We start from the raw sequence: 22,077 nt of genomic DNA on the forward strand, positions 1-22,077 counted from the left end.
AGCCGTGACCTACGCCAGGCGGGCCGGATGATAAAGGGTGCGCCGCACAAAGCGCGGGCGCAAACCGTGCGTCAGACAAGGAAAGACCGCGCCGAAAGCGCGGTCCATCTTCGTCGTCTTCTTATTTGAAGCGGTAGTTGATGCGGCCCTTCGTCAGATCGTAGGGCGTCATTTCCACCTGGACCCGGTCGCCGGCCAGAACGCGGATGCGGTTCTTGCGCATCTTGCCTGCCGTATGTGCGATGATCTCATGGCCGTTTTCAAGCTCGACCCGGAACGTCGCATTGGGCAGGAGTTCCTTCACGACACCGGGAAATTCGAGCGTATCTTCCTTGGCCATGGTCTCTCCTTCGTGGTCCGCCCCTGCTGCGCAAGGGCAAGGCGCACCACGATATGGTCCGATCCCACCCGGTTTTCAAGTCACATCTTGACAGTGCGTCATTTCAACAGCGTTACAGGCGCCCTGCCGTCACGGCCGGACTGCTCTGCCCAATGGGTGCGGTTCAGGACGACGCCATCTCGCCGGACCTCCGCGACCGCCGAAAGATCCACCTCCGCAAAGGTCCAGCCCGGCGCGTTCAGCTTGCCCTCCGCGATCACGCCTGTCGAGGGAAAACCCCGGTCCGGGGGCCCAAAGACTCCGCCCGCGCCGCAATTGGTGTCGACCGCGTAGGACCAGTCGCTGGTGCCGACGGTGGAGGACATGGCCACGATGCACTGCTGTTCCAGCGCCCGCGCCATCGAACCGATTCGCACGCGCCAGTAGCCGGCCAGCGCCTCCGTGCAGGACGGCACGAGCAGCAGCTCCGCCTCCGACAGGGCACGCGCGAGCAGCGGGAATTCCGAATCGTAGCAGATCAGGACGCCGATCCGCCCCAGCGCAGTGTCGAAGACCGCCAGCGGGTCGCCGCCGCGCACCCCCCATTCCTCGCGCTCGAAACGGGTCATGATCTGCTTGTCGATTGCCGCCATAGCCCCGCCCGGCGCGAAGAAGCGCGCACGGTTCACCGGCAGCCCCTCGCCCGTCTGCACCGGCGCGGAGGCGGCAAGGATGTGCACGCCGTAACGCTCCGCCAGCTTGGCATGGAGCGCGTCGGCCTCCGGCACACGTTCGGAGACCGCCCGGATGGACCCCTGCAGGTCCATTGCCACGTCCCGCCCGGCCAGCGTCGCCAGTTCCATCGCGCCGTATTCCGGGAAGACCAGCAGGTCCGCGCCCTCGCCCGCCGCATCGCTCACCCAGCGTTCGAGCTTGGCCTCGTAAGCGGCCCAGTCGTCGAGGAAATCCATGTTGTAGGCGGCGGTGGCGATCTTCATTCCGTGGTCCTCATTTCGTGCAACGTGTGCGGTCCTGTCCCTGCCCCGGGCGGTACGGCGCCGCAAGGGTCAAAGCCGGCGTATCCAGGCCTGAAGCGTGTGCGGGCTTTCTTCGGTGGCGCCCAGGTCCGTCCAGTGGAAGGTGGCGGTCACACCCTCTGCCTTTTCGTAGCCGCGCTTGCGCCAGAAGGCGTCGAGCGGGCGGTAGCCTTCCGGGCGCATGGGGTGATCTTCGGGGCGAACGACGCCGCAGAACAGGGTGAAATCGAAACCCTGTTTCCGCGCCTCCGCCTCCCGCAGGTCGAAGAACGCGTGCCCCAGCCCGTGCCCGCGATACTCCGGCAGCAGCACGCTTTCGGCGCAGTAGAAGATCCGTTCGACCGGCGGCAGCGGACCGGAGATCTGCGAGGCGTCGGCGTGGTCGGCCAGCGGCATGCCCGTCGCAGCCCCCACGATCCTGTCGCCGTCGCGCGCCGCGACCAGCACCGCGCGCGGGTTGTCGGTGTAGGACCGCAGGTAGTGGCGTTCGTAGTCGAGATCCCCGTCATAGAGATAGGGAAAGGCCCGGAACACCGCGATCCTCAGCTGTGCCAGATCGCCAAGCGCCGCCTGCAGCGCATCGCCTGTCAGCCGCTCGACCTTCATGAGACCTGGCGCACCCAGTCGGCGAGGTTGTAATAGGTCACGACGCGGGTGATATGCCCGTCCTTCATCGAGAAGAACGACCCGGCGGGCAGACGGTAGGTCTGCCCCCCGGCCTCCGGCAGGCCGGAATCGGTGGCCTTGTAGGTGCCGTTGACGATGTATTCGGCCGCACCGCGCGTGCCCTCGTCGTTGGCAAAGATCACCATGTCGGTCAGGTTCTCTTCGTAACAATGGCTCATGTGCGCGCAGAATTCCGCGAACTTCACCTTGCCGACGCGGATCTGGCCCTCGTTGACGTGATGCTCGACGTCCGTGGCGAGGCAGGCCAGCATGCCCTCCGTGTCGCCCGCGTTGAATGCTGCGAAATACCGCTCGATGACCTCACGCCCCATGGCTGTCTCCTTCTGTCGCTCCGAAGGCCGCCTTAGCCGGTTTCGGAGCCGTGGAAAACACCTCCGTCGGTCGGTAGGGTCAGACGCCCCAGAGCTCCTGCACGCGCTTCACGATCTGGTCGCGGGTCTGGCGGTAGGCATTCAGCTTCTGTTCGCGCGACTCGCCGATGCCGGTCGGGTCCATCACCGGCCAGTAGTCCACGGTCAGGTGATAATAGCGGGTCAGTTCAAGCGCCTTGCGCTGCGAGGCGGGCGACATGGTGACGATCATGTCGAAGCCCGACAGCATCTCGCCCATCTGTTCCATCTCCTCGAAGGAGCGCGAGCGGTGCCGTTCCAGCGCGACGCCGATCTCCTTGCAGACGGCGATGGCGAAGCCGTCGATCTCGAGGTCGTTGACCACGCCGACGGATTGCACGTAGGTCCGGGTGCCCACGAATTTCTTCATGATCCCCTCCGCCATCGGCGAGCGGACCGCATTGTGGTCGCAGGAAAACAGAACCGACTGCGGATAGTCCTTCAAATCACCCCCCGAAGTGCAGCACGCAGACCAGCGTGAAGAGCCGCCGGGCGGTGGCATCGTCCACCTCCACCTTGCCCTCCAGGCGTTCCTGCAGCACGCGTGCCCCTTCGTTATGGATGCCCCGCCGCGCCATGTCGATGGTTTCGATCTGGCTGGGGGCCGCGGTCTTCACCGCGTCGAAGTAGCTTTTGCAGATGGCGAAGTAGTCCTTGACCACCTGCCGGAAAGGGCTGAGCGAGAGATGGAACTCCGCCGCCGTCTCTCCGGCCTCGGTCATCACCAGGAAGACCAGCCGCTTGTCGCGGATCGACAGGGCGACGTTGTAGGGCCCCGGGGGAACCACGCGGTCGTCGCGCTGTGGCAGGACGAAGGAGTTCTCCTCCATCAGGTCGAACATGGCGACGCGCCGCTCCTGCTCGATCTCCGGGGTCGGAGGGGGCAGGTTGGCATCGTCAAGCTGGATGTGGGCGATATGGGTCATTGGGACGTCTTTCGCATCTGCAGCAAAAACGTTACCAGCCGGTTAACATTTTTGGCAAGGGCGCGCGGCGCCTTTGGTCAACCGACCTTCGGACCATCCCGTAGGCCCGGGCCCTGCGCGTCAACCGTTCAGTTTCTGCAGCCGCGCGGTGACACTCAGCCCGTGCGCCTCGAGGCTTTCGGAACGTGCCAGCACCTCTGCCGCGGGACCTATTGCACCCAGCGCCTCCGGCGACATTCGGGCCATGGTCGTGCGCTTGAGGAAATCCATCACCGACAGCCCCGAGGAGAAGCGCGCAGACCGCGCCGTCGGCAGGACGTGGTTCGGGCCGCCGACATAGTCGCCGATGGCTTCCGGCGTCCATGCGCCGATGAAGATGGCACCGGCATGCACGCATTTCTCGGCCAGCGCCTCCGGATCGGCGACGCAAAGCTCGAGGTGTTCCGGCGCGATGCGGTTCGACAGCCGCGCGGCCTCATCGAGGTCGGACACGGTGATGATCGCGCCGAAGTCGCGCCAGGAGGCGCCCGCGATCTCGCGGCGCTCCAGCGTTTCCAGCCGCTTCTCCACCGCCTCCGCGACCTTCTGGCCAAAGGCGGCGTCGGTGCAGATCAGCAGGGCCTGCGCCGATTCGTCGTGCTCGGCCTGGCTCATGAGGTCCAGCGCCAGCCAGTCGGGATCGTTGTCGGCATCGGCGATGACCAGGATCTCGGAGGGGCCGGCGATCATGTCGATGCCCACCTTGCCGAACACCCGACGCTTGGCGGCGGCGACGAAGGCATTGCCGGGGCCGGTGATCTTGTCGACGGGTGCAATGCTCTCGGTGCCGTAGGCCAGCGCCGCAATCGCCTGCGCGCCGCCGATACGGTAGATCTCGTCCACGCCCGCGATCTTCGCAGCCAACAGCACCGCCGGGTTCACGACCCCGTCCGGCGTGGGCACGCAGATCGCAAGCCGCTCCACCCCCGCCACCTTGGCGGGCACGGCGTTCATCAGGACAGAGGACGGATAGCTCGCCAGACCGCCGGGCACGTAGAGCCCCGCAGCCGAGACAGGCGTCCAGCGCCAGCCCAGCCTGGCCCCTTCCGGGTCGGTCCAGGCGGCGTCCTCCGGCATCTGGCGCACGTGGTAGGCGCGGATGCGTTCGGCGGCGAGTTCCAGCGCGCGGGCCTCGGCCTCCGGCACGCGGGCGCACTCTGCCTCGATCTCTGCCGCGGAGAAACGCATGGTGTCGGAGGTCAGGGCCAACCGGTCGAACTTTGCCGTAAGGGCAAGGACCGCGGCGTCACCCTTCTTGCGCACGTCGGCGATGATCCCGGCGACGACATCGTCCACGTCCGGGCTGTCTTCGCGCTTGGCCGACAGGAGGGCGGTGAAGCGGGTCTCGAAATCGGCGGACGTGCTGTCCAGGAACACGGGCATGGGGCAAACCTCCGTTGACGCTGGCTGACATAGCTTGCCGGGCGCGAAGCCTCAACACCCGGTCGCCGCGCATGGCGGCTGGGCGGATCAGCCGTGGTCGGGCATCTTGCGCGAGGGGGCCACGTAAGGCCGCGTCACGTCGCGCAGTCCGACCTCGAGCGCCTCGACATGCGCCCGAAGCGCGCCGTCACCGGCCAGCGTCAGGACGACATGGCCATCCGCGTCCTCGCCCGCTTCCCAGTCGATGGACAGGATCTGCAGCACGAGGTCCTTGTCCGCCCGGTCCACGCCCTGGCTGGACACACCCAGCACGTTGTCGATCACCAGCAGCGACTGCACCCGTTCCACGTCCGGCGTACCGACCTCGCGGCGCAGGCGGTTGACCAGAAGACCCAGCCGCCGTTTCGCCTTCTGCCAGCGGATCTCCGTCACCGGCAGGACCGCATCCTGCGCGAGGGCAGAGATCACCTGCAGGTCCTCCGCATCCAGTGCGCCGAGGTTCAGGGGGCGTTCGCCGCCGTCTTCGAAACGGGCATCCTCGGTCATTGGCCGGCCACCCGCTCGATCCGTGCGCCAAGCGCCGACAGCTTCTCTTCGACGTTCTCGTAACCGCGGTCGAGGTGGTAGACACGGTTCACGATGGTCTCGCCCTCCGCAGCGAGCCCGGCAAGGATCAGCGAGACGGAAGCACGCAGGTCGGTCGCCATCACGGGCGCGCCCTTCAGGCGTTCGACGCCGCTGACCGTCGCGGTCCCCCCGTGCACGTCGATGCGCGCGCCCATGCGGATCAGTTCCGGGGCGTGCATGAAACGGTTCTCGAAGATTTTCTCTTCCAGCACCGCCTTGCCGTCGGCGGTGCACATCAGCGCCATCATCTGCGCCTGCAGGTCGGTGGGGAAGCCGGGGAAAGGCTCCGTCACCACGTCCACGGCCTTGACCCGCCCGTTCTTGCGCGCGACCTTCAGGCCCTTGTCCGTCTCCTCAACGGAGACACCGGCAGCATCGAGCCGTTCGCAGAAGGCCTGCAGCAGGTCGATGCGGCCGCCAAGGCAGGTGACCTCGCCGCCGCAGATCGCGGGGGCCAGCATGTAGGTGCCCAGTTCGATCCGGTCGGTGACCACGCTGTGGGTCGCCCCGCCCAGCCGCTCGACACCCTGCACCTCGATGGTCGAGGTCCCCTCGCCCGAGATCTGCGCGCCCATCTTCCGCAGGCAATGCGCAAGATCGACGATCTCCGGCTCCCGTGCGGCGTTCTTGAGGACGGTGGTGCCCTTGGCGAGCGTCGCCGCCATCAGCGCATTTTCCGTCGCGCCCACCGAGACGAGGGGAAACTCCACCACGCCGCCCTTCAACCCGCCCGCCGGGGCCTTGGCGTGCACGTAGCCGTCGCGCAGGTCCATCTCTGCGCCCAGGGCCTCCATCGCCTTGAGGTGCAGGTCCACCGGGCGGGCGCCGATGGCGCAGCCGCCGGGCAGCGAGACCTCGGCATAGCCGAAGCGCGCCAGAAGCGGCCCGAGCACGAGGATCGACGCCCGCATCTTGCGGACGATGTCGTATTCCGCACGTTGCGAGGTCAGCGCATGCGACGACATGGCCAGCACCTTGCCCGCGTTCATCGCCGTGACCTCTGCCCCCAGCGACTGCAGGAGCAGCGTCATCGTGCGGATGTCCGACAGGCGCGGCGCGTTGGTCAGCGTCAGCGGCTCTTCCGACAGAAGCGTTGCGGGCATCAGCGTCAGGCAGGCGTTCTTGGCGCCCGCGATGGGAATCTCGCCGTTCAGCGGGCCGTTGCCCGTCACCAGAATGGAATCCATGCCTGCCTGCCTCTCAATCCGAGTCGTTGTCCGTTGTCTGCCCGGCGTCCCCGGGCTCGTTCTCGGACCGGGCCCGCGCCTGCGCCTTGCGGCGGGCCAGATTCGCCTTGAGGGCCGCCTTCAGGCGGTCCTCGCGGTCACTGTCCTTCGACGCCCTGGTCTTGCGGTTGCCCCGATCCATGGGCCGGATGTATCTCAGCCGCGATAACGGGTCCAGCCTTCGGAAAACGGCGCTACGTTTTTTCTCCAAACCCCTCTTGCGCGCTTCAAAGAGAGAGTCTAAACGCCCCCTCACGGCGCTGCTGTAGCTCAGAGGTAGAGCACTCCCTTGGTAAGGGAGAGGTCGAGAGTTCAATTCTCTCCAGCAGCACCATCCTCCCTTCCTTTACAATACGGCGTTTGTGGCGCGACGGCTGCGCGTGGTTTCATCGGCTGCTGCCGGTGAGGCGTACGGTCAGTTCCTTCGGTTCAGGCATCGCCAACAGGGCGGTTGGCCAGCAGGCGTGTACCGGGCGCGCGTTTGTGCGGTGCCCGGCGCGCCGGAGGTCCCTGCCCCGGTCAGCCCATCCGGCCCCCTGCTGTTGGACCGGATAGTCGCGCGGTGCAAACAAACACGTAAATCGTTGAATAAAATTGACGAATTGCGGCTCGCCGTTAGGGAAACAACCCGGCGGCTGCGCCCTTCAGCGTTCGCGCTGCGTGACCAATGACGCAAAACCTTCGCCTTTGCGCCCAATCGCACCCGGATTCTCTGGCGACTCTGGCCGCGGGTTCGAAACGCCCCTCGCAGCCGGTGCCTGAATGGCGGCCGCGCCCCATGCCGATCAGAAGGATCGCTCTTCCCCCGTCCCGACGTCCGCGCCCGGCGGACGGCCCGCCACCGAAGAGAGCGTCCAATCCATGTGTTTCCTTTGCCAAGCCCGCGACCCGTCGAAATCCGTCTACGACACCCACGGCGCCACCTCTCTCGATTCCAGCGGCGGCACGACCGGTGCCAGCCTTTCGGCCACCCTGCCCAGCTACACGCTGGACCAGATCGCCGCACAACTGACGGACGGGTACTGGAACTCCACCGGCCGGGCGCGCCGGTCGTTCGAGGCGGAGGCCGGTGACACGCTGACGTTCAACGTCTCCCAGCTGGATTCGACAGGCCGCGCCACCGCCATCGAGGCGTTCCAGGCATGGTCGGCGGTCTCCGGCCTGAACTTCCAGATCACCACGTCGAACAGCGCCGACTTCGTCTTTACCGACGATTCCTCGGGCGCGTACTCCTATTCCTACGTCGCCGGGCAGACGATCAGCCAGTCCTACGTCAACGTGAACACCGGCTGGCAGGCCTATGGCGACTACTACCTGCAGACCTACATCCACGAGATCGGCCACGCGCTGGGGCTGGGACACGCGGGCAACTACAACGGTTCTGCCGACTTCGGCACCGATGCGCACTACCAGCAGGACAGCTGGCAGTATTCTATCATGTCCTACTTCGGCCAGTGGGAGAACCCGCACACCAACGCCTCTTCGAACTACCTCGCGACCACGCAGATGGCCGACATCCTTGCCATCCAGACCCTCTACGGCACGCCCACCAATGCCAACACCGGCAACACGGTCTACGGCGACAACACCAACCTGACGCAGAAGGGCATGGGGCTGACGACGCAATGGGCGGTGGCGATCTTCGACAGCGCCGGGACGGACACGATCAACCTCGGGTCGCGGTCCGCGAACCAGCGGCTCGACCTGCGGGACGGCACCTTTTCGGACCTGAACGGAGAGGTCGGCAACTTCGCCATCGCCCGGGGCGCGTTGATCGAGAACGCGACCACCGGAAGCGGGCGCGACACGATCACCACCAATGCGGCCAACAACAGCATCCATTCCGGTTCCGGGAACGACACCATCTTCGGCTCGGCCGGGAACGACACGATCAACGGCGGCGCGGGCAGCGACCTTCTGGTTATGGGCGGCGCCTTTACCGACTACACCTTCGGCTGCAACAGCGCGGCCACGCTGACGATGAACGGCAACACCACGCGCTTCACCGGGATCGAGACGCTGACCTTCGCCGACGGCACGGCGGTTGTCGGCTCCTCGGCGGACGGGCAGACCATCACCTTTACCGCAACGGGCGCCAATTATGCCGCCTGCCGCGTGACGGTCGACACGACCAATTCCGCGAACTGGAGCGCCTATACCGACACCTTCGACAGCTCCGGCACGCTGCTGACCCGCACGACGCTGAACGACGACGGCACGACCCGCACCGAGAGTTTCGTCGGCACCGCCTATTCCACGACGGCGACCGACGATGCCAACCAGTTCGACTGGGCGTCGATCACCTACGACTACGATGCCGACGACGCCCTGCTGCGGACCACCACGGTCATGGACAACGGCGTGCTTCGGGTCGCCGACTACGCGAACGGCGCCGCGACGCGCATGACGGCGACGGATCAGTCGGATGTCTACGACTGGCACAGCTACACCGACACCTACGGCGCCAACGGGGCGCGCCTGTCACAGAACATGACGCTGGACAACGGGCTGGAGGTAGAGACCGCGTTTTCCGGCGGGCGCCGGTCCTCCGTCACCGTCAACGATGCGCAGAACGGCCGGAACTGGACCAGCTACACCGACAGCTACGATGCGGCCGGGAACCGGACCGCGCACAGCATCACGATGGACAACGGGCGGCAGATCGAGACGACGTATTCCGGCGCGACCCGGACCAGCCAGACCGTCACGGACGGCGCGGACACGACGTGGTGGCGCAGCTACACCGACACCTTCGATGCCTCGGGCAACCTCGCCATGCGCAGCATGCGGCACGACAGCGGCTTGCGTGTGGACACCAGCTTCGACGGCGGCGTCCGCACTTCGGTCACCGTCACGGACACGACCGATATCCGGTCATGGAGCAGCTACACCGATACGTTCAACGCCTCCGGTGCCCACGCCACGCGAAGCATGCTGCTGGACAACGGGCTGCAACTGGACACCGTCTTCGTCAATGGCAACCGCGCGACGGTCACCGTGACCGACACCGACAATTCGAGGATCTGGAGCAGTTACACCGACCATTACGATGCGTCGGGCGCCCGGACGATGCAGAACCTCCAGCTCGACAACGGGTTGCAGGTGCAGACCGCCTACCTTGGCGGCCAGAGAAGCACCGTGACCGTGACGGACGCCGCCAACGACCGACCGTGGAGCAGCTACGTCGACACCTACGACCAGAACGGCAACCGCGTGTCGCAGGTGATGACCTTCGACGACGGGCGCACGGTCGAAACCAGTTTCAGCAGTGGCCGCGTGCTGACAAAGACGGTGCATGACACGGCCAACAACTTTACCTGGGAAAGCACCGCCGACCACTTCGACATGGACGGGGCGCGTATCCGGCAGGTGCTGTGCCGCGACGACGGGGTCGAGATCGACACCACCTTCGTCAACGGCGTCCGGACGGCTGAAACGGTCACCGATGTGCAGGACGACTGGAACTGGGCCAGCTACACCACGACATTCGATGCCAGCGGCAATGCCGTGCAGCGTGTCCTGTATCTGGACAACGGGTATGAGATCACCACGAACTTCATGGATCCGGCGGTAGAGATCGCCTGACACGACCGTCAAACGAAAACGGCGGCCCCTGCCCCGGGACCGCCGTCAAGCAATGCGAAACCGACGAAGCCGGTCAGTCGGCCTTGTCGAGCTCGAACGCGTCGTGCAACGCCTGCACTGCCAGTTCCATGTACTTGCGTTCCACCAGAACGGAGATCTTGATCTCCGACGTGGTGATGACCTGGATGTTGATGCCTTCCTGTGCCAGCACCTTGAACATCTTGGCGGCGACACCGGCGTGGGACCGCATGCCGATGCCCACGACCGAGATCTTGCAGACACCCGTGTCGGCAAGGATCTCGTGGAAGTTGATGTGGCCGGACGCCTTGGCGTCGTTCATCGCCTTCTGTGCGCGCGCCACCTGGTTCGTCGGGCAGGAGAACGTCATGTCCGTCCGCCCGTCTTCCGAGATGTTCTGAACGATCATGTCGACGTTCACGCCCGCATCCGCCAGCGGCGAGAAGATCGCCGCAGCGATGCCGGGGCGGTCGGCGACAGAGACGAGGGTCATCTTGGCCTCGTCACGGGAATGGGCCACACCGGCCACGACCTTGCTTTCCATGATGTCCTCCTCGTCGCAGACCAGGGTGCCGGCCGCGTCGTCCATTTCCTCGAAGCTGCTCAGAACGCGCAGCTTCACCTTGTAGCGCATCGCCAGCTCGACCGAGCGGGTCTGCAGAACCTTCGCGCCGAGGCTGGCCAGTTCCAGCATTTCCTCGAACGCGATCCTGTCCAGTTTCCGCGCCTTGTCGCAGATGCGCGGATCGGTGGTGTAGACACCGTCCACGTCCGTGTAGATGTCGCAGCGCTCTGCATCGAACGCGGCGGCAAAGGCCACGGCGGTGGTGTCGCTGCCGCCGCGGCCCAGCGTGGTGATCCGGCCTTCGGGCGAGATGCCCTGGAAGCCCGCGACAACGGCGACGCGCATGCCTTCGCCGAACTTCGCCATGATGTTGTCGGTCGGGATTTCCTCGATCCGGGCGGAGGCGTGCGCCGAGGTCGTGCGCACCGGCACCTGCCAGCCCTGCCAGCTGCGCGCCGGCACATCCATTTCCTGAAGGGTCAGCGCCATGAGGCCGGCAGTCACGTTCTCGCCGCTCGACACGACGGCGTCGTATTCACGCGCGTCGAACAGCGGCGAGGTTTCCTCGACATAGCCGACCAGCTTGTTGGTTTCGCCCGACATTGCGCTGACGATGACGATGACGTCATAGCCCTTGGCAACTTCGACGCCGACGCGCTTTGCAGCGCGCCGGATGCGGTCCAGCGTGGCGACGGACGTGCCGCCGAATTTCATCACGAGAACAGGCATGATCTTTCTTCCTTCAGGTCGGAAGGGCCTTTACGCCTGTGCATGACGCTGCGCAAGAGCGGCGTGCGGCAGCAGCCGCGCAACGTGGCTTGCTATCGGGTCAGTTGGATTTGCGGGTGGGCCGGAAAGGCAGCGGCGCGATCCGGATGCCGTCCTCGGCCAGCGCCTTGGCCTCTTCAGAGCGCGCCTCGCCCCAGATCGGGCGTTCCGGAACTTCGCCTACGTGCATGGCCCGCGCCTCGCGCACAAAGTCACGCCCGACGTAGTCCGAGTGTTTCTCCACGTGATCGCGCAGCGCGGCCAGCGCCTGCTCCGCCGGATGCTGCGGGGCGCCGGTCAGGGGTTTAACCTGTTCCGCCTCTCCGTTGCGGACGCGCGGGGCCATCATCGCCTTGTCCACCTCGGTAGAGCCGCAGACGGCGCAGGTGACGTGTCCGGCGGCATCGAGCCGGTCAAAGGCAGACGCGGACTGGAACCAGCTTTCAAAGCTGTGACCTTCCGCGCATTTCAGGGCATAACGGATCATTCCGTCCTCGATCCCGTAAACATCTTGACTGCACTATATTAAAGTAAGCGTTTATCCCGGCTCAAGGGTTCCCGCGATCTTATCGCAAATCGTTTCGAGCCCTGCCTCCGGACGCAGCGTTTCGCGGGCCAGATCGCCCATGCGCGCCTGTTCGGCAGGGTCCGCAAGCGTGGTCAGCGCCTGCACGAGGTCATCCGTCCCCGTAACGGCAATCGCCGCACCGAACCCAGCCAGACGGGCATAGGCCGCGCGAAAGTTGCGCACGTCCGGGCCGTGGATCAGGGCGGCGCCGAAGGCGGCAGGTTCGTAAGGCGTGTGGCCGCCCCTGTCGGTCATGGTGCCGCCGACGAAGACTCGCCCCGCCGCCGCGTACCACAGGGCCATTTCGCCCATTGTGTCGGCAAGATAGACTGTACCGTCGGTTTCTCCGAGGCTGCGCTGCGCCACCGTCAGCCCCAGATCCTCGGCCATGGCGCGCACCTCTGCCGCGCGGCGCGGATGCCGCGGGGCGAGAATGAGCCGCAAGTCGGGCTCGGATGCCCGCGCGGCGAGATGCGCGGCCAGAACGGTGGCCTCCTCCCCTTCGTGGGTCGAGGCGGCCAGCCAAGTGCTCTCTCGCCGGAACTCTGCGGGGGGCGAGACCGTCGGGGGCGCGTAGAACGCCTTCAGATCCACGACCGGGCCGCGCGCCGTCTCCGGCAGTCCGAGTGCATTCAGGCGTGACATCGACGCCGCATCCTGTGCCGAGGCGAACCCAACACGGCCCAATACCCGCCGCGCCAGACCGGGCACGCGGCCCCAGCCACGCGCCGTGCCCTCGCTCATACGCGCGCCCAAGAGGATCACGGGTCCCGGGCACTGGAGGAAGCGATGTGCCCAGATCTCCGCTTCGAGCGAGATATGCGCGGTGACGGACCACTCGCGGAGGACCTTGCGGGTGACGCGCTGCAGGTCCACCGGGGCGAGCCGCGCGCTGACGCCGGGCAGGTTCCAGCCCGCCACCATGTCGCGCCCGGTTTCGGTGTTTGCGGTCACAAGCCACCTTCGGTCCGGACGGCTCTCTATCAGCCGCTCCAGAACCGGGCGGACAGAGGCGAGTTCACCGTTCGAGGCACCGTGCAGCCAGACGTGCGGTCCTTTTTGGGGGTCAGGCACGCTCAGCCGGGACGAGCCGTGGCGCAGGAGGACTGCGGCGGCGAAGAGGCTGATCAGCAGTCGGTAAAGCAGCATGCCCGTCTCCCTTGCCCGGAACCGCCCCCGCGCATATGACGCCGGCCGCCGGCTTTGCAAGCCAAGCACCGCTGTGCACGGGTCGCAATTTGCATCGCTGCCTGCCGAATGACATGACAGTTTCATGATATGCTTGGTGGATATTTTCGGGCCGCCGTCCTCGGTCGCGAGGCCGCGCAAGGCATCAGCGGCCTGATCTTCTGCTCCGAATTCTTGACCTTGTACGACCAGAAATCGCAGGGAGCCGAACCTGAAAGCCATCGGGATCCCATATACACGGTGAGTCCACAGAGTTATCCCCAGCCGCGTGCCGCCCAACGCGACACGTCTGGGGACAACTCGCAAAACCGCCGGGATTCAATCGGCTGTAAGCGGACCTTCGTCCTGGGCCACCCATGCAGGGTCACGCTGAAATCCACATCGTTCGGCCCCGGGATTTTCGCCCTTAACGGGAAAAATGCCGCGCGCGTTTTGAAAAGCCATTTCCCAACGCGGCCTCAATGCTCTATCCCTGCAAGCCGCACGGTCCGAGGAATGCAAGTCAATGGTGCCCAAATCAGAATCGGAAAGCCGCAAGCTCCTTGGGCGGCTGCGCGACACGATGGCCGAGGACTCCGCCGGTCAGGCGCGTCTGGACAAGATCACCCACCTCACCGCCGACAGCATGGGGACGGAGGTCTGCTCCATCTACCTCTTCCGTGATGCCAATACGCTTGAACTGTGTGCCACGCAGGGCCTGAAGCCGGAATCCGTGCACGAGACCCGCATGAAGCTGGGCGAGGGTCTGGTGGGCCGCGTCGCCCGCTCTGGCAAGCTGATCAACACCGCCGACGCCCCCGCCGCGCCCGGTTTCCGCTACATGCCGGAGACCGGCGAAGAGATCTATTCCAGTTTCCTCGGCGTTCCGATCCAGCGGCTGGGCGAGAAACTGGGCGTGCTGGTCGTCCAGTCAAAGCAGGCGCGGGAGTTCTCCGACGACGAGATCTACGCGCTCGAAGTCGTCGCCATGGTGCTGGCGGAGATGACCGAACTGGGCGCGTTCACCGGAGAGGGCGCCGCGCTCAAGGCACGCCATACGCAGGCCGTGCTGTTCCGGGGCGCCACCGGGCAGGAAGGCACGGCCATGGGCCAGGTCTGGCTGCACGAACCCCGCGTCGTCGTCACCAACCTCGTGACCGATGACCCCGAACGCGAGGCCAGCCGCCTGCGCGAGGCGGTGGACAAGCTGCGCGTGTCGGTGGACGAGATGCTGGCTGGCGCCATGGGCGACCAGGAACAGGTCGACGTGCTGGAAGCCTACCGGATGTTCGCCAACTCCAAGGGCTGGCTGCGGCGCATGGAAGAGGACATCGCCCTTGGCCTGTCCGCCGAGGCCGCGGTGGAGAAGGAACAATCGCAGGCCCGGTCCCGCATGAGCCAGGTCACCGACGGCTACCTGCGCGAACGCCTGCACGACCTCGACGACCTGTCGAACCGGCTGCTGCGCATTCTGACCGGACAAGGCCGCGAAACCGGGGCGGAGATGCCGGACGCCCCCATCCTGATCGCCCGCAACATCGGCCCCGGCGAGCTGCTGGACTACGGCCGCAGGCTGAAGGGTGTGGTGCTAGAGCAGGGTTCGGTCGGGTCACACGCCGCCATTGTCGCACGGGCGCTGGCCATTCCGCTGGTGATCCACGCAGAGCGCATCACCAACGAGGCGCTGAACGGCGACCTGATCCTTGTCGACGGCGATCAGGGCGTGGTGCACCTGCGCCCGGACGAAACCGTGGTGAACGCCTTCCGCGACAAGATGGCTATGCAGGCCAAGGCGCAGGAGCGCTACGCCTCCATCCGCGAAACCGAATGCGTGTCGGCAGACGGCAAACGGGTGCACCTGATGATGAACGCCGGGCTGATGGCGGACCTGCCGTCGCTCGTAAGCTCCGGTGCAGAGGGCGTGGGCCTGTTCCGGACCGAGTTGCAGTTCCTCGTCCGGAACCAGATGCCGCGGCGCGACGAACTGGCCGCGCTTTACAAGCGTGTCATCGATGCCGCAGGCGACAGGCGGGTGATCTTCCGCACGCTGGACATCGGCTCCGACAAGGTGCTGCCATACATGAAGCCGCAGGAAGAGCCGAACCCGGCGCTTGGCTGGCGGGCAATCCGGGTGGCGCTCGACCGGCCCGGTGTCATGCGGATGCAGCTGCAGGCCCTGCTGCGCGCCGCCGATGGCCGCGCCATGTCGATCATGTTCCCCTTCATCGCGCAGTACGAGGAATACGCCCGTGCCCGCGCCGAGGTCGACAAGGTCATCGCGCGTGAAAAACGCCTGGGCCACAAGGTGCCGGAACGGCTGTCCGTCGGCTGCATGCTGGAAACGCCGTCGCTGGCCTATGCCTCCGACCGGTTCTTCGAGGAGGTGGAGTTCCTGTCGATCGGCGGCAACGACCTGAAGCAGTTCTTCTTCGCCGCCGACCGCGAAAACGAGCGCGTCCGCCGCCGCTACGATTCCCTGAACGTGTCGTTCCTGACCTTCCTCGAACAGATCGTGAAGCGGTGCGAGACATCCGGCACCGCCCTGTCCTTCTGCGGCGAGGATGCGGGCCGCCCGGTCGAGGCGCTGTGCTTCGCGGCCATAGGCATCCGCACGCTGTCGATGCGCCCGGCCTCCATCGGGCCGGTCAAGTCGCTGCTGATGCGCTACTCGCTGACCGAGATCCGCGATGTGATTGAGGAATCGCGCGTGCGCGGCGAACAGTCGGTGCGGCAGGCGGTCATGGAATACCTGCGGGATTCGAGCTAGGCCCTGCGGCGGCTCATGTTCGTTATGCCATGACGCGGCCCTTGGACCCGGGTTGGCCCACCGCAACGGATGCCAGAACCGCCAACCCCGGTGAAAAAGCGCCCCGGCCGGCGCGTTTTGCACCGAACCGGAGCGCGTTAGTCTCTGACGTCTCGTCTCCGCCCTCCGCCTTCTGGCAAAGAGCCCTGCGCACACTTCTGCGCGGCAGGAACCGGTTCCCACATGCAGGTACTGTGTGCCTTCAGGACAGCCTGTCGCGTAGGGTCTTGGGACCGGATTGCTTCGCAGGGCTTTCTGCACCCCGGATAGCGGCCAAGCTACAGCCTGCGCCTTAAGCCAAAGTTACCGAAAATCCGAAATTCAATTACGGCGTATGCGCGGCGGCTCCAGTTCCTGGCGGAGCATGTCCAGCAGCTCTTCCCGCGGGCGGCCGCTGTCCTCTGCCAGCCGCAGGAGACCGAAATGCACATGCGCCATCTGCTGATAGTAGGAGGTATAGGCGTAGTTCACGGCGGCCCCCGCCGCGGCGCCCAGAACCGGCACCGTCTGGGCGGCCAGCTTCTGGCCAAGCGCGGTCGCCACACGCGGCGCGACACGGGCGATCAGGCCGTTCACGCTGGCCCCTGTCAGCGAAACACGCGCCGCCAAGAACCCGATATCCGCCCCGTCGTCCTTCGCCAGCGGACCGGCTGAGGCAAAGACCGCAAGGCACTCCTTCGCAACCTCGGGGCTTTCCGGGTCAAAGCCATGTTCGGCGGCGATGCCCAGCATGGCGCGCATCAGAACGGTAACCGTGACCGGCAGTTCCGCGAGGGCCGACGGCAGGCCGCCCATGCCGCCCGCAACCCCCATGGCCGTCGCCATCGCAGTGTTGAGCCAGCCCTTCTGGTCCGGGACCACACCGCGCGTCCGCCCGGCGGCGTCCAGCGCGGCGCCCAGGGCACGCTCTGCGGTGACCTCGAGCCGGTCTTTGGCCGAATCCGGCAGCCGTTCCAGCAGGTTCTCCGCCTGTCCGCCGATCAGGTTGAGCAGTTGCATCCCCACCGAATTGGCGGATTTGTAGCGCTTGGCCAGCAGGCGCACCTGCTCTTCCGTGGTTCCGACAGGTATGATCTCGGTCATGGCGCGTCCTCCTGCTGAAAAAGATGTGACCGAAGTCGCGCCGTTCAAGACGCCGCTGTCATGCCGGGATCGCGCGTTCCACTTCACCGGTCACGCCATCCCATGCGCCGTCGACCAGTTCCAGCCCCAGGATCCGCGCCGGGTTCGTGGGCGGCGGCATCTCGACGCCCTCCAGCCGATCGAACCCGAAACGGCCGTAATAGGGTCGGTCACCCACCAGCAGAACCCGTTCAAAGCCCAGCTCTGCAGCCTTCGACAGCGTCTCGCGGATCAGGAGCGCCGCCAGCCCTGCGCCCTGCGCCACGGGGTGGACCGCCACGGGGCCCAGCAGCAGGACCTCGGCCTCACCGATCCGGACCGGCCAGTAGCGGATGGCCCCCACGGTGGTGCCAGACCCGTCGCGGGCCATGCGGCAGAGCGGTGCCACGGGTGGCACATCTTCCCGCAGCCGGTAAGAAGACAGGGCCGTGCGCCCCGGTGCAAAGGCCAGGTCGAACAGCGCCTCGACTTCCCACCAGTCCTCGGGCCGTTCCTCGGTCGTCACATACACCCGTCGCGGTCTCCCTTCCCGCCTGCATCGTTGCAGGTCGCCTGCGCCGTGAGGCACGTGCACTTCGCTTCCAAACGCCCTATCACCAGCAGGAATCCCCTGCAAACAGGAGCGACACCATGTTCTACCGCCCAGCTGACGGCCACGGCCTGCCACATAATCCGTTCAATGCCATCGTCACCCCCCGTCCGATCGGATGGATCTCGACCCGGGGGGCCGACGGGCGCGACAACCTTGCGCCCTATTCCTTCTTCAACGCCTGCGCCTACACGCCGCCGCAGGTCATGTTCTCCTCCACCTCGTCGAAGGAAGACCGCGGCGACACCAAGGACAGCGTCGCCCAGATCCGCGAAACCGGCGTCTTCTGCGTGAACATCGTCGAATTCGCCATGCGCGACGCCATGAACGCCACCTCTGCCCCCCTGCCCGCCGGAACCGACGAGTTCCTGGAGGCCGGGATCGAGAAGGCCGAATGCGAGACCATCGCCTGTCCGCGCGTGGCAAAGGCCCCCGCGAACCTCGAATGCCGGCTGACGCAGATCGTGGCGCTGGAGGGCACCAGCAACTTCGCGGTGTTCGGAGAGGTCACGGGCATCCACATGCGCGACGACTGCCTGATCGACGGCATCTTCGACGTGCTGGCCTACAACCCGCTGTCGCGGATGGGCTACCGCGACTACACCGTGGTGCGCGAGAAGTTCTCGCTCAAGCGTCCGGGCCAGTAAAGGCGCGCCGGGGTCGGCGGGTGGGCGCCTTCGGTCGCAGGCCGAACAGGTTACCCGCCGCCCCCGTCATGACCCTCCCGCCGGTCCGCAGGACAAGGGCCGTGGCCAAGCTGTCCGCCCCGTGCTATGGACGGCCCGCAGCCGATGGAGAGCGAAATGGACCAGCACCTTTGATCCCCTGACACCCGTTCAGCATTTCAAAGGAGGCCCCATGCCTGCTCCCTTCGCCCTGCCCGACGCATCGCGCCGTCATCCCATCACCCTTCCTGACGGCACGCCACACCTTGGCACCGTCTTCTTGAAGAACGTCGTCGACCATCCGCGGTTCGTCGTCGGCGACTACACCTACGCCTCCGACTTCGACCCGCCCGAGGACTGGGCCACGCGGCTCGCGCCCTTCCTCTTCCCGTTCTCGCAAGAGTGGCTGACCATCGGCAAGTTCTGCCAGATCGCCCACGGCGTGCGCTTCATCGGCTCGTCCGCCAACCATGCGACGGACGGCCTGAGCACCTTCCCCTTCGCCGTGCTCGATCCGGCCGCGATGACAGGCTACCAGCCGGACACCCGCGACATGACCATCGGTCATGACGTCTGGCTCGGCTATGGCGCCATGGCCCTGCCCGGAGCGCGGATCGGAAACGGTGTCATTGTGGGGGCCGGTGCCGTGGTGCGCGGGTCGATCCCGGATTACGCCGTGGTCACCGGCAACCCTGCCTCGGTCGTCCGCATGCGCTTTCCGGACGACGTCATCGCGCGCCTGAACGCGCTCGCGTGGTGGGACTGGGCGCCTGAGCGGATCGCAAGGGCGCGGCCTGCGCTCGAAGCGGGCGATGTTGCCGCGCTGGAACGGCTGGCGCCCTGAGCCGTGCGCTGCCGCGCGTCCGGACATGAAAAGGGGCGGCCCGTGCAGGCCGCCCCGATCCGGAGTTCAGCGGGGTCAGTGCCCGCCGAGGATGCCGGTCCGCACCCCGTAATCCACCGCCAGTTCATAATCCGGATCGTCGTCGGAATCGATCATCAGGTGCCCGGCCTTGTTGAGCAGCCGGTGGCAGTCGCGCGACAGGTGCCGCAGCTGGACGGTCTTCCCGATGGCCGCGTATTTGCCCGCGACCGCCTCGATCGCCTGAAGCGCCGACTGGTCGACCACGCGGCTGTCCGCGAAATCGACCACCACCAGCGAGGGGTCGCTGGCCACGTCGAACATCTCGACAAAGCCGTCGGAGGAGCCGAAGAACAGCGGTCCCTGCACCTGGTAGACCTTGGCCCCTTCGGGCGTCACGTAGGTGCGGGAGTGGATGCGCCGCGCGTTGTTCCAGGCGTAGGCCAGCGCCGAGACGATGACACCGACGACCACCGCGACGGCCAAGTCTTCGAGCACCGTGACCACGGTCACGAGGATGATGACGAAGGCGTCCATCGCCGGGACCTTGAGCAGGATCTTGAGCGAATTCCACGCGAAGGTGCCGATCACCACCATGAACATCACGCCGACCAGCGCCGCCAGCGGGATCATCTCGATCAGCGGCGAGGCAAAGAGGATGAAGGACAGCAGGAACAATGCCGCCACGATGCCCGCGATCCGCGTGCGCGCGCCGGACTTCACGTTGATCATCGACTGGCCGATCATGGCGCAGCCGCCCATGCCGCCAAAGAAACCGGTCAGCACGTTGGAGGCGCCCTGCGCGATGCACTCCTGGCTGGCGCCGCCGCGCTTGCCGGTCATCTCGCCCACGAGGTTCAGTGTCAGCAGGGATTCGATCAGGCCGACCGCCGCGAGGATCACCGCGTAGGGGAAGATGATCTGCAGCGTCTCGAGGTTCAGCGGCACCATGGGCACATGGAACGTGGGCAGCCCCCCTTCGATGGAGGCCATGTCACCTACGCGCGGCACGTCCAGCCCGAAGCCGATCACGATGGCCGCGACGACGGCGATGCCGGCCAGCGGCGCGGGCACGACCTTGGACACCTTGGGCATAAGCCAGATGATCGCCATGGTCAGCGCCACGAGGCCCAGCATCATGTAGAGCGGCAGGCCGGTCAGCCATTCGCCGCCCCCTGCACCGTGGCCGGAGACCTCGGTTGTGCCCGGAACCTTGAACTGCGTGAGCTGCGCAAGGAAGATCACGATGGCCAGCCCGTTGACGAAGCCCAGCATGACCGGGTGCGGCACCAGCCGGATGAACTTGCCCCACTGCATTACCCCGGCAAAGACCTGCAGGATGCCCATCAGCACCACCGTCGCGAACAGGTATTCGACCCCATGATCCGCCACCAGCGCCACCATGACGACGGCGAGGGCGCCGGTCGCGCCCGAGATCATGCCCGGACGGCCGCCGAAGAGCGCAGTGACAAGCCCCACCATGAAGGCGGCGTAGAGGCCAACAAGCGGGTGCACCCCCGCCACGAAGGCGAACGCCACCGCTTCCGGCACGAGCGCGAGCGCAACCGTCAGGCCGGCCAGCACCTCGATCCGGAGCCGTTCAGGTGTCAGTTTACCCTCCGGCATCAGGGACAGGTCGGGCATGGCAAGGCGTTTGGCGAAGTTCGCCAGGACGGTGTTCTTCATCGGGGATCCTCTTCGTCGCGAGGCGGCGGCATAGCGCAACGGGAGCGCAAACACCACCGACAATGCTGCAAAGCAGCGCGTTCGGCTGTGCTATAGCCAGTTATTTGCGCGGATGCACGGGTTTCTTCTGCCCCGCGGACGGGTTTCCAGTGCCCTGCCGTCCTCCCACGCGGCACGAAGGTCCACAGCGCGTGCGGCGGCTTGAAGATGCGTGGCAGACCTGCAAGACGGACAGCAGAGCTGACCTGACGGGCGACCGCGTCCGGGTCCGCGCCGGAAAGGACATCCCGTGCTCGAAACCTCTCTCCTCCTGTTCGCGGCGCTGATCGTCGGCTTTTCCAAGGGCGGGCTCGCCTCTGCCGCGGCCATCGCGGTCCCGATGCTGTCGCTCTTTATGAACCCGGTGACGGCGGCGGCGACGCTGCTGCCGGTCTTCGTGGCCACCGACTGGATCGGTGTGTGGCTCTACCGAAAGGACTATTCCCGCCGCAACGTGGCCATCCTCTTGCCGTCGATCCTGCTCGGCGTGGCCATCGCCACCGTCATCACGCCCTACACGCCGGAATGGGCGCTGCTGATCTTCACCGGGCTGATCGGCCTGTGGTACATCGCGCGCACATGGGGACGCGCCCTTCGGCAGAAAGAGGCACCGGAACCGACCCGCCCGGACGTGGCGCCCGGCGTCTTCTGGGGCACGATTACCGGCGTTGCGAGTTTCATCACCCATTCCGGCGCGCCGCCGGTGCAGGCGTACCTGCTACCGCAGCGCCTGCCAAAGCTGGAGTTCGCGGGCACCGTCGCCATCTCCTTCGCCATCGGCAACCTCGTGAAGCTGCCGGCCTACTGGTCCATCGGCCAGTTCGATGGTCTGCGCTGGGGCCTTGTCGCGGCGCTGTGCGTCACCGGGATGATAGGCACCTATGGCGGCCGATGGCTGACGGCGCATCTGCCGGAACGCGCCTACCGGATCGTGATCGAGGTCTTCCTGCTGATCCTCTCGGTCGTGCTTCTGGTGAAGGGCGGGCTGGACATATACGGCTGAC

The 22,077-nt window shown here is 66.1% G+C and carries 21 protein-coding genes and 1 tRNA gene; 6 read left to right on the forward strand and 16 right to left on the reverse strand.

All coding sequences use genetic code 11. From position 1 onward, the window contains the following. Nucleotides 1-121: 121 nt before the first annotated feature. The 10 genes from infA to ACU0DV_RS05455 form a co-directional block, all read right to left on the reverse strand. Nucleotides 122-340, reverse strand: a complete 219-nt coding sequence (gene infA, locus ACU0DV_RS05410) for a translation initiation factor IF-1 (protein ID WP_005620785.1) — start codon at nucleotides 338-340, stop codon at nucleotides 122-124. Nucleotides 341-438: 98 nt separating this feature from the next. After that, the gene (locus ACU0DV_RS05415; protein WP_100929736.1) at nucleotides 439-1,317 is read right to left on the reverse strand and encodes a carbon-nitrogen hydrolase family protein; all 879 of its coding nucleotides are present in this window, start codon (nucleotides 1,315-1,317) and stop codon (nucleotides 439-441) included. Between the two features lie 69 nt (nucleotides 1,318-1,386). Beyond that, entirely contained in the window at nucleotides 1,387-1,962 is a 576-nt protein-coding gene (locus ACU0DV_RS05420; RefSeq protein ID WP_446241205.1) for an N-acetyltransferase family protein, read from the reverse strand. After that, nucleotides 1,959-2,354 carry a ketosteroid isomerase-related protein gene (locus ACU0DV_RS05425; RefSeq protein ID WP_100929734.1) on the reverse strand — a complete coding sequence of 132 codons (396 nt, stop codon included), beginning with the start codon at nucleotides 2,352-2,354 and terminating at the stop codon, nucleotides 1,959-1,961. The genes ACU0DV_RS05420 and ACU0DV_RS05425 overlap by 4 nt, the downstream gene beginning before the upstream one ends. A 79-nt stretch (nucleotides 2,355-2,433) precedes the next feature. Then, nucleotides 2,434-2,877: an arsenate-mycothiol transferase ArsC gene (locus ACU0DV_RS05430; protein WP_005856653.1), complete on the reverse strand. Its 444-nt coding sequence runs from the start codon at nucleotides 2,875-2,877 to the stop codon at nucleotides 2,434-2,436. Nucleotide 2,878: 1 nt separating this feature from the next. Further along, nucleotides 2,879-3,358: a UPF0262 family protein gene (locus ACU0DV_RS05435; protein WP_100929733.1), complete on the reverse strand. Its 480-nt coding sequence runs from the start codon at nucleotides 3,356-3,358 to the stop codon at nucleotides 2,879-2,881. A gap of 120 nt (nucleotides 3,359-3,478) precedes the next feature. Beyond that, entirely contained in the window at nucleotides 3,479-4,780 is a 1,302-nt protein-coding gene (gene hisD / locus ACU0DV_RS05440) for a histidinol dehydrogenase (RefSeq protein ID WP_446241206.1), read from the reverse strand. 87 nt (nucleotides 4,781-4,867) lie between these two features. Then, nucleotides 4,868-5,326: a DUF2948 family protein gene (locus tag ACU0DV_RS05445; RefSeq protein ID WP_370312621.1), complete on the reverse strand. Its 459-nt coding sequence runs from the start codon at nucleotides 5,324-5,326 to the stop codon at nucleotides 4,868-4,870. Next, complete coding sequence (gene murA, locus ACU0DV_RS05450; protein WP_100929730.1) at nucleotides 5,323-6,594, reverse strand: UDP-N-acetylglucosamine 1-carboxyvinyltransferase; 1,272 nt, start codon at nucleotides 6,592-6,594, stop codon at nucleotides 5,323-5,325. Before murA ends, ACU0DV_RS05445 begins: the two co-directional genes overlap by 4 nt. Before the next feature lie 13 nt (nucleotides 6,595-6,607). Beyond that, on the reverse strand, nucleotides 6,608-6,775 hold the full coding sequence (locus tag ACU0DV_RS05455; RefSeq protein WP_157815019.1) for a hypothetical protein: 168 nt from the start codon (nucleotides 6,773-6,775) through the stop codon (nucleotides 6,608-6,610). A 117-nt stretch (nucleotides 6,776-6,892) separates the two neighbouring features. On the opposite strand from ACU0DV_RS05455, the gene ACU0DV_RS05460 reads away from it, so the two are divergent. Together ACU0DV_RS05460 and ACU0DV_RS05465 are read left to right on the forward strand one after the other, a co-directional pair. Next, nucleotides 6,893-6,967 (forward strand) — tRNA-Thr (locus tag ACU0DV_RS05460). 527 nt (nucleotides 6,968-7,494) lie between these two features. Further along, complete coding sequence (locus ACU0DV_RS05465) at nucleotides 7,495-10,218, forward strand: M10 family metallopeptidase C-terminal domain-containing protein (protein ID WP_446241207.1); 2,724 nt, start codon at nucleotides 7,495-7,497, stop codon at nucleotides 10,216-10,218. A 73-nt stretch (nucleotides 10,219-10,291) separates the two neighbouring features. Here the strand turns inward: ACU0DV_RS05465 and ACU0DV_RS05470 are convergent, their stop codons facing one another. The 3 genes from ACU0DV_RS05470 to ACU0DV_RS05480 all read right to left on the reverse strand — a co-directional run bounded on the left by ACU0DV_RS05470 (nucleotide 10,292) and on the right by ACU0DV_RS05480 (nucleotide 13,286). Further along, nucleotides 10,292-11,530, reverse strand: a complete 1,239-nt coding sequence (locus ACU0DV_RS05470; protein WP_100929728.1) for an aspartate kinase — start codon at nucleotides 11,528-11,530, stop codon at nucleotides 10,292-10,294. 100 nt (nucleotides 11,531-11,630) lie between these two features. Further along, nucleotides 11,631-12,056, reverse strand: a complete 426-nt coding sequence (locus ACU0DV_RS05475; protein WP_446241208.1) for a DUF1178 family protein — start codon at nucleotides 12,054-12,056, stop codon at nucleotides 11,631-11,633. 51 nt (nucleotides 12,057-12,107) lie between these two features. Further along, nucleotides 12,108-13,286 (reverse strand): 3-deoxy-D-manno-octulosonic acid transferase, encoded by a 1,179-nt coding sequence (locus ACU0DV_RS05480; RefSeq protein ID WP_446241209.1) that lies wholly within the window; start codon nucleotides 13,284-13,286, stop codon nucleotides 12,108-12,110. A gap of 544 nt (nucleotides 13,287-13,830) precedes the next feature. On the opposite strand from ACU0DV_RS05480, the gene ptsP reads away from it, so the two are divergent. After that, nucleotides 13,831-16,071 carry a phosphoenolpyruvate--protein phosphotransferase gene (gene ptsP / locus ACU0DV_RS05485; protein WP_446241210.1) on the forward strand — a complete coding sequence of 747 codons (2,241 nt, stop codon included), beginning with the start codon at nucleotides 13,831-13,833 and terminating at the stop codon, nucleotides 16,069-16,071. A 360-nt stretch (nucleotides 16,072-16,431) separates the two neighbouring features. Here ptsP and ACU0DV_RS05490 read toward each other — a convergent pair whose 3' ends face one another. Together ACU0DV_RS05490 and ACU0DV_RS05495 are read right to left on the reverse strand one after the other, a co-directional pair. Further along, a complete protein-coding gene (locus tag ACU0DV_RS05490) occupies nucleotides 16,432-17,193 on the reverse strand; it encodes an EcsC family protein (RefSeq protein WP_446241211.1) in 762 nt (253 codons plus the stop codon). Between the two features lie 58 nt (nucleotides 17,194-17,251). Further along, the gene (locus tag ACU0DV_RS05495) at nucleotides 17,252-17,743 is read right to left on the reverse strand and encodes a GNAT family N-acetyltransferase (protein WP_283980794.1); all 492 of its coding nucleotides are present in this window, start codon (nucleotides 17,741-17,743) and stop codon (nucleotides 17,252-17,254) included. A 119-nt stretch (nucleotides 17,744-17,862) separates the two neighbouring features. Between ACU0DV_RS05495 and ACU0DV_RS05500 the strand changes: the two genes are divergently transcribed. Then, nucleotides 17,863-18,468, forward strand: coding sequence for a flavin reductase family protein (locus ACU0DV_RS05500; protein WP_100929722.1), 606 nt, complete (start codon nucleotides 17,863-17,865; stop codon nucleotides 18,466-18,468). A 211-nt stretch (nucleotides 18,469-18,679) separates the two neighbouring features. Then, the gene (locus tag ACU0DV_RS05505) at nucleotides 18,680-19,330 is read left to right on the forward strand and encodes a CatB-related O-acetyltransferase (protein WP_446241212.1); all 651 of its coding nucleotides are present in this window, start codon (nucleotides 18,680-18,682) and stop codon (nucleotides 19,328-19,330) included. A 75-nt stretch (nucleotides 19,331-19,405) separates the two neighbouring features. Here the strand turns inward: ACU0DV_RS05505 and ACU0DV_RS05510 are convergent, their stop codons facing one another. Beyond that, entirely contained in the window at nucleotides 19,406-21,034 is a 1,629-nt protein-coding gene (locus tag ACU0DV_RS05510) for a SulP family inorganic anion transporter (RefSeq protein ID WP_446241213.1), read from the reverse strand. A 289-nt stretch (nucleotides 21,035-21,323) separates the two neighbouring features. Between ACU0DV_RS05510 and ACU0DV_RS05515 the strand changes: the two genes are divergently transcribed. Next, entirely contained in the window at nucleotides 21,324-22,076 is a 753-nt protein-coding gene (locus ACU0DV_RS05515; protein WP_446241214.1) for a sulfite exporter TauE/SafE family protein, read from the forward strand. The last annotated feature ends 1 nt before the right edge of the window (nucleotide 22,077 follow it).

Source organism: Sagittula sp., from assembly GCF_052825245.1.

Bases quoted from the DNA above. Each gene is read 5' to 3' on its own strand.
- infA (WP_005620785.1), bottom strand. From the start codon at position 340: ATGGCCAAGGAAGATACGCTCGAATTTCCCGGTGTCGTGAAGGAACTC.
- ACU0DV_RS05415 (WP_100929736.1), bottom strand. From the start codon at position 1,317: ATGAAGATCGCCACCGCCGCCTACAACATGGATTTCCTCGACGACTGG.
- ACU0DV_RS05420 (WP_446241205.1), bottom strand. From the start codon at position 1,962: ATGAAGGTCGAGCGGCTGACAGGCGATGCGCTGCAGGCGGCGCTTGGC.
- ACU0DV_RS05425 (WP_100929734.1), bottom strand. From the start codon at position 2,354: ATGGGGCGTGAGGTCATCGAGCGGTATTTCGCAGCATTCAACGCGGGC.
- ACU0DV_RS05435 (WP_100929733.1), bottom strand. From the start codon at position 3,358: ATGACCCATATCGCCCACATCCAGCTTGACGATGCCAACCTGCCCCCT.
- hisD (WP_446241206.1), bottom strand. From the start codon at position 4,780: ATGCCCGTGTTCCTGGACAGCACGTCCGCCGATTTCGAGACCCGCTTC.
- ACU0DV_RS05445 (WP_370312621.1), bottom strand. From the start codon at position 5,326: ATGACCGAGGATGCCCGTTTCGAAGACGGCGGCGAACGCCCCCTGAAC.
- murA (WP_100929730.1), bottom strand. From the start codon at position 6,594: ATGGATTCCATTCTGGTGACGGGCAACGGCCCGCTGAACGGCGAGATT.
- ACU0DV_RS05455 (WP_157815019.1), bottom strand. From the start codon at position 6,775: ATGGATCGGGGCAACCGCAAGACCAGGGCGTCGAAGGACAGTGACCGC.
- ACU0DV_RS05465 (WP_446241207.1), top strand. From the start codon at position 7,495: ATGTGTTTCCTTTGCCAAGCCCGCGACCCGTCGAAATCCGTCTACGAC.
- ACU0DV_RS05470 (WP_100929728.1), bottom strand. From the start codon at position 11,530: ATGCCTGTTCTCGTGATGAAATTCGGCGGCACGTCCGTCGCCACGCTG.
- ACU0DV_RS05475 (WP_446241208.1), bottom strand. From the start codon at position 12,056: ATGATCCGTTATGCCCTGAAATGCGCGGAAGGTCACAGCTTTGAAAGC.
- ACU0DV_RS05480 (WP_446241209.1), bottom strand. From the start codon at position 13,286: ATGCTGCTTTACCGACTGCTGATCAGCCTCTTCGCCGCCGCAGTCCTC.
- ptsP (WP_446241210.1), top strand. From the start codon at position 13,831: ATGGTGCCCAAATCAGAATCGGAAAGCCGCAAGCTCCTTGGGCGGCTG.
- ACU0DV_RS05490 (WP_446241211.1), bottom strand. From the start codon at position 17,193: ATGACCGAGATCATACCTGTCGGAACCACGGAAGAGCAGGTGCGCCTG.
- ACU0DV_RS05500 (WP_100929722.1), top strand. From the start codon at position 17,863: ATGTTCTACCGCCCAGCTGACGGCCACGGCCTGCCACATAATCCGTTC.
- ACU0DV_RS05505 (WP_446241212.1), top strand. From the start codon at position 18,680: ATGCCTGCTCCCTTCGCCCTGCCCGACGCATCGCGCCGTCATCCCATC.
- ACU0DV_RS05510 (WP_446241213.1), bottom strand. From the start codon at position 21,034: ATGAAGAACACCGTCCTGGCGAACTTCGCCAAACGCCTTGCCATGCCC.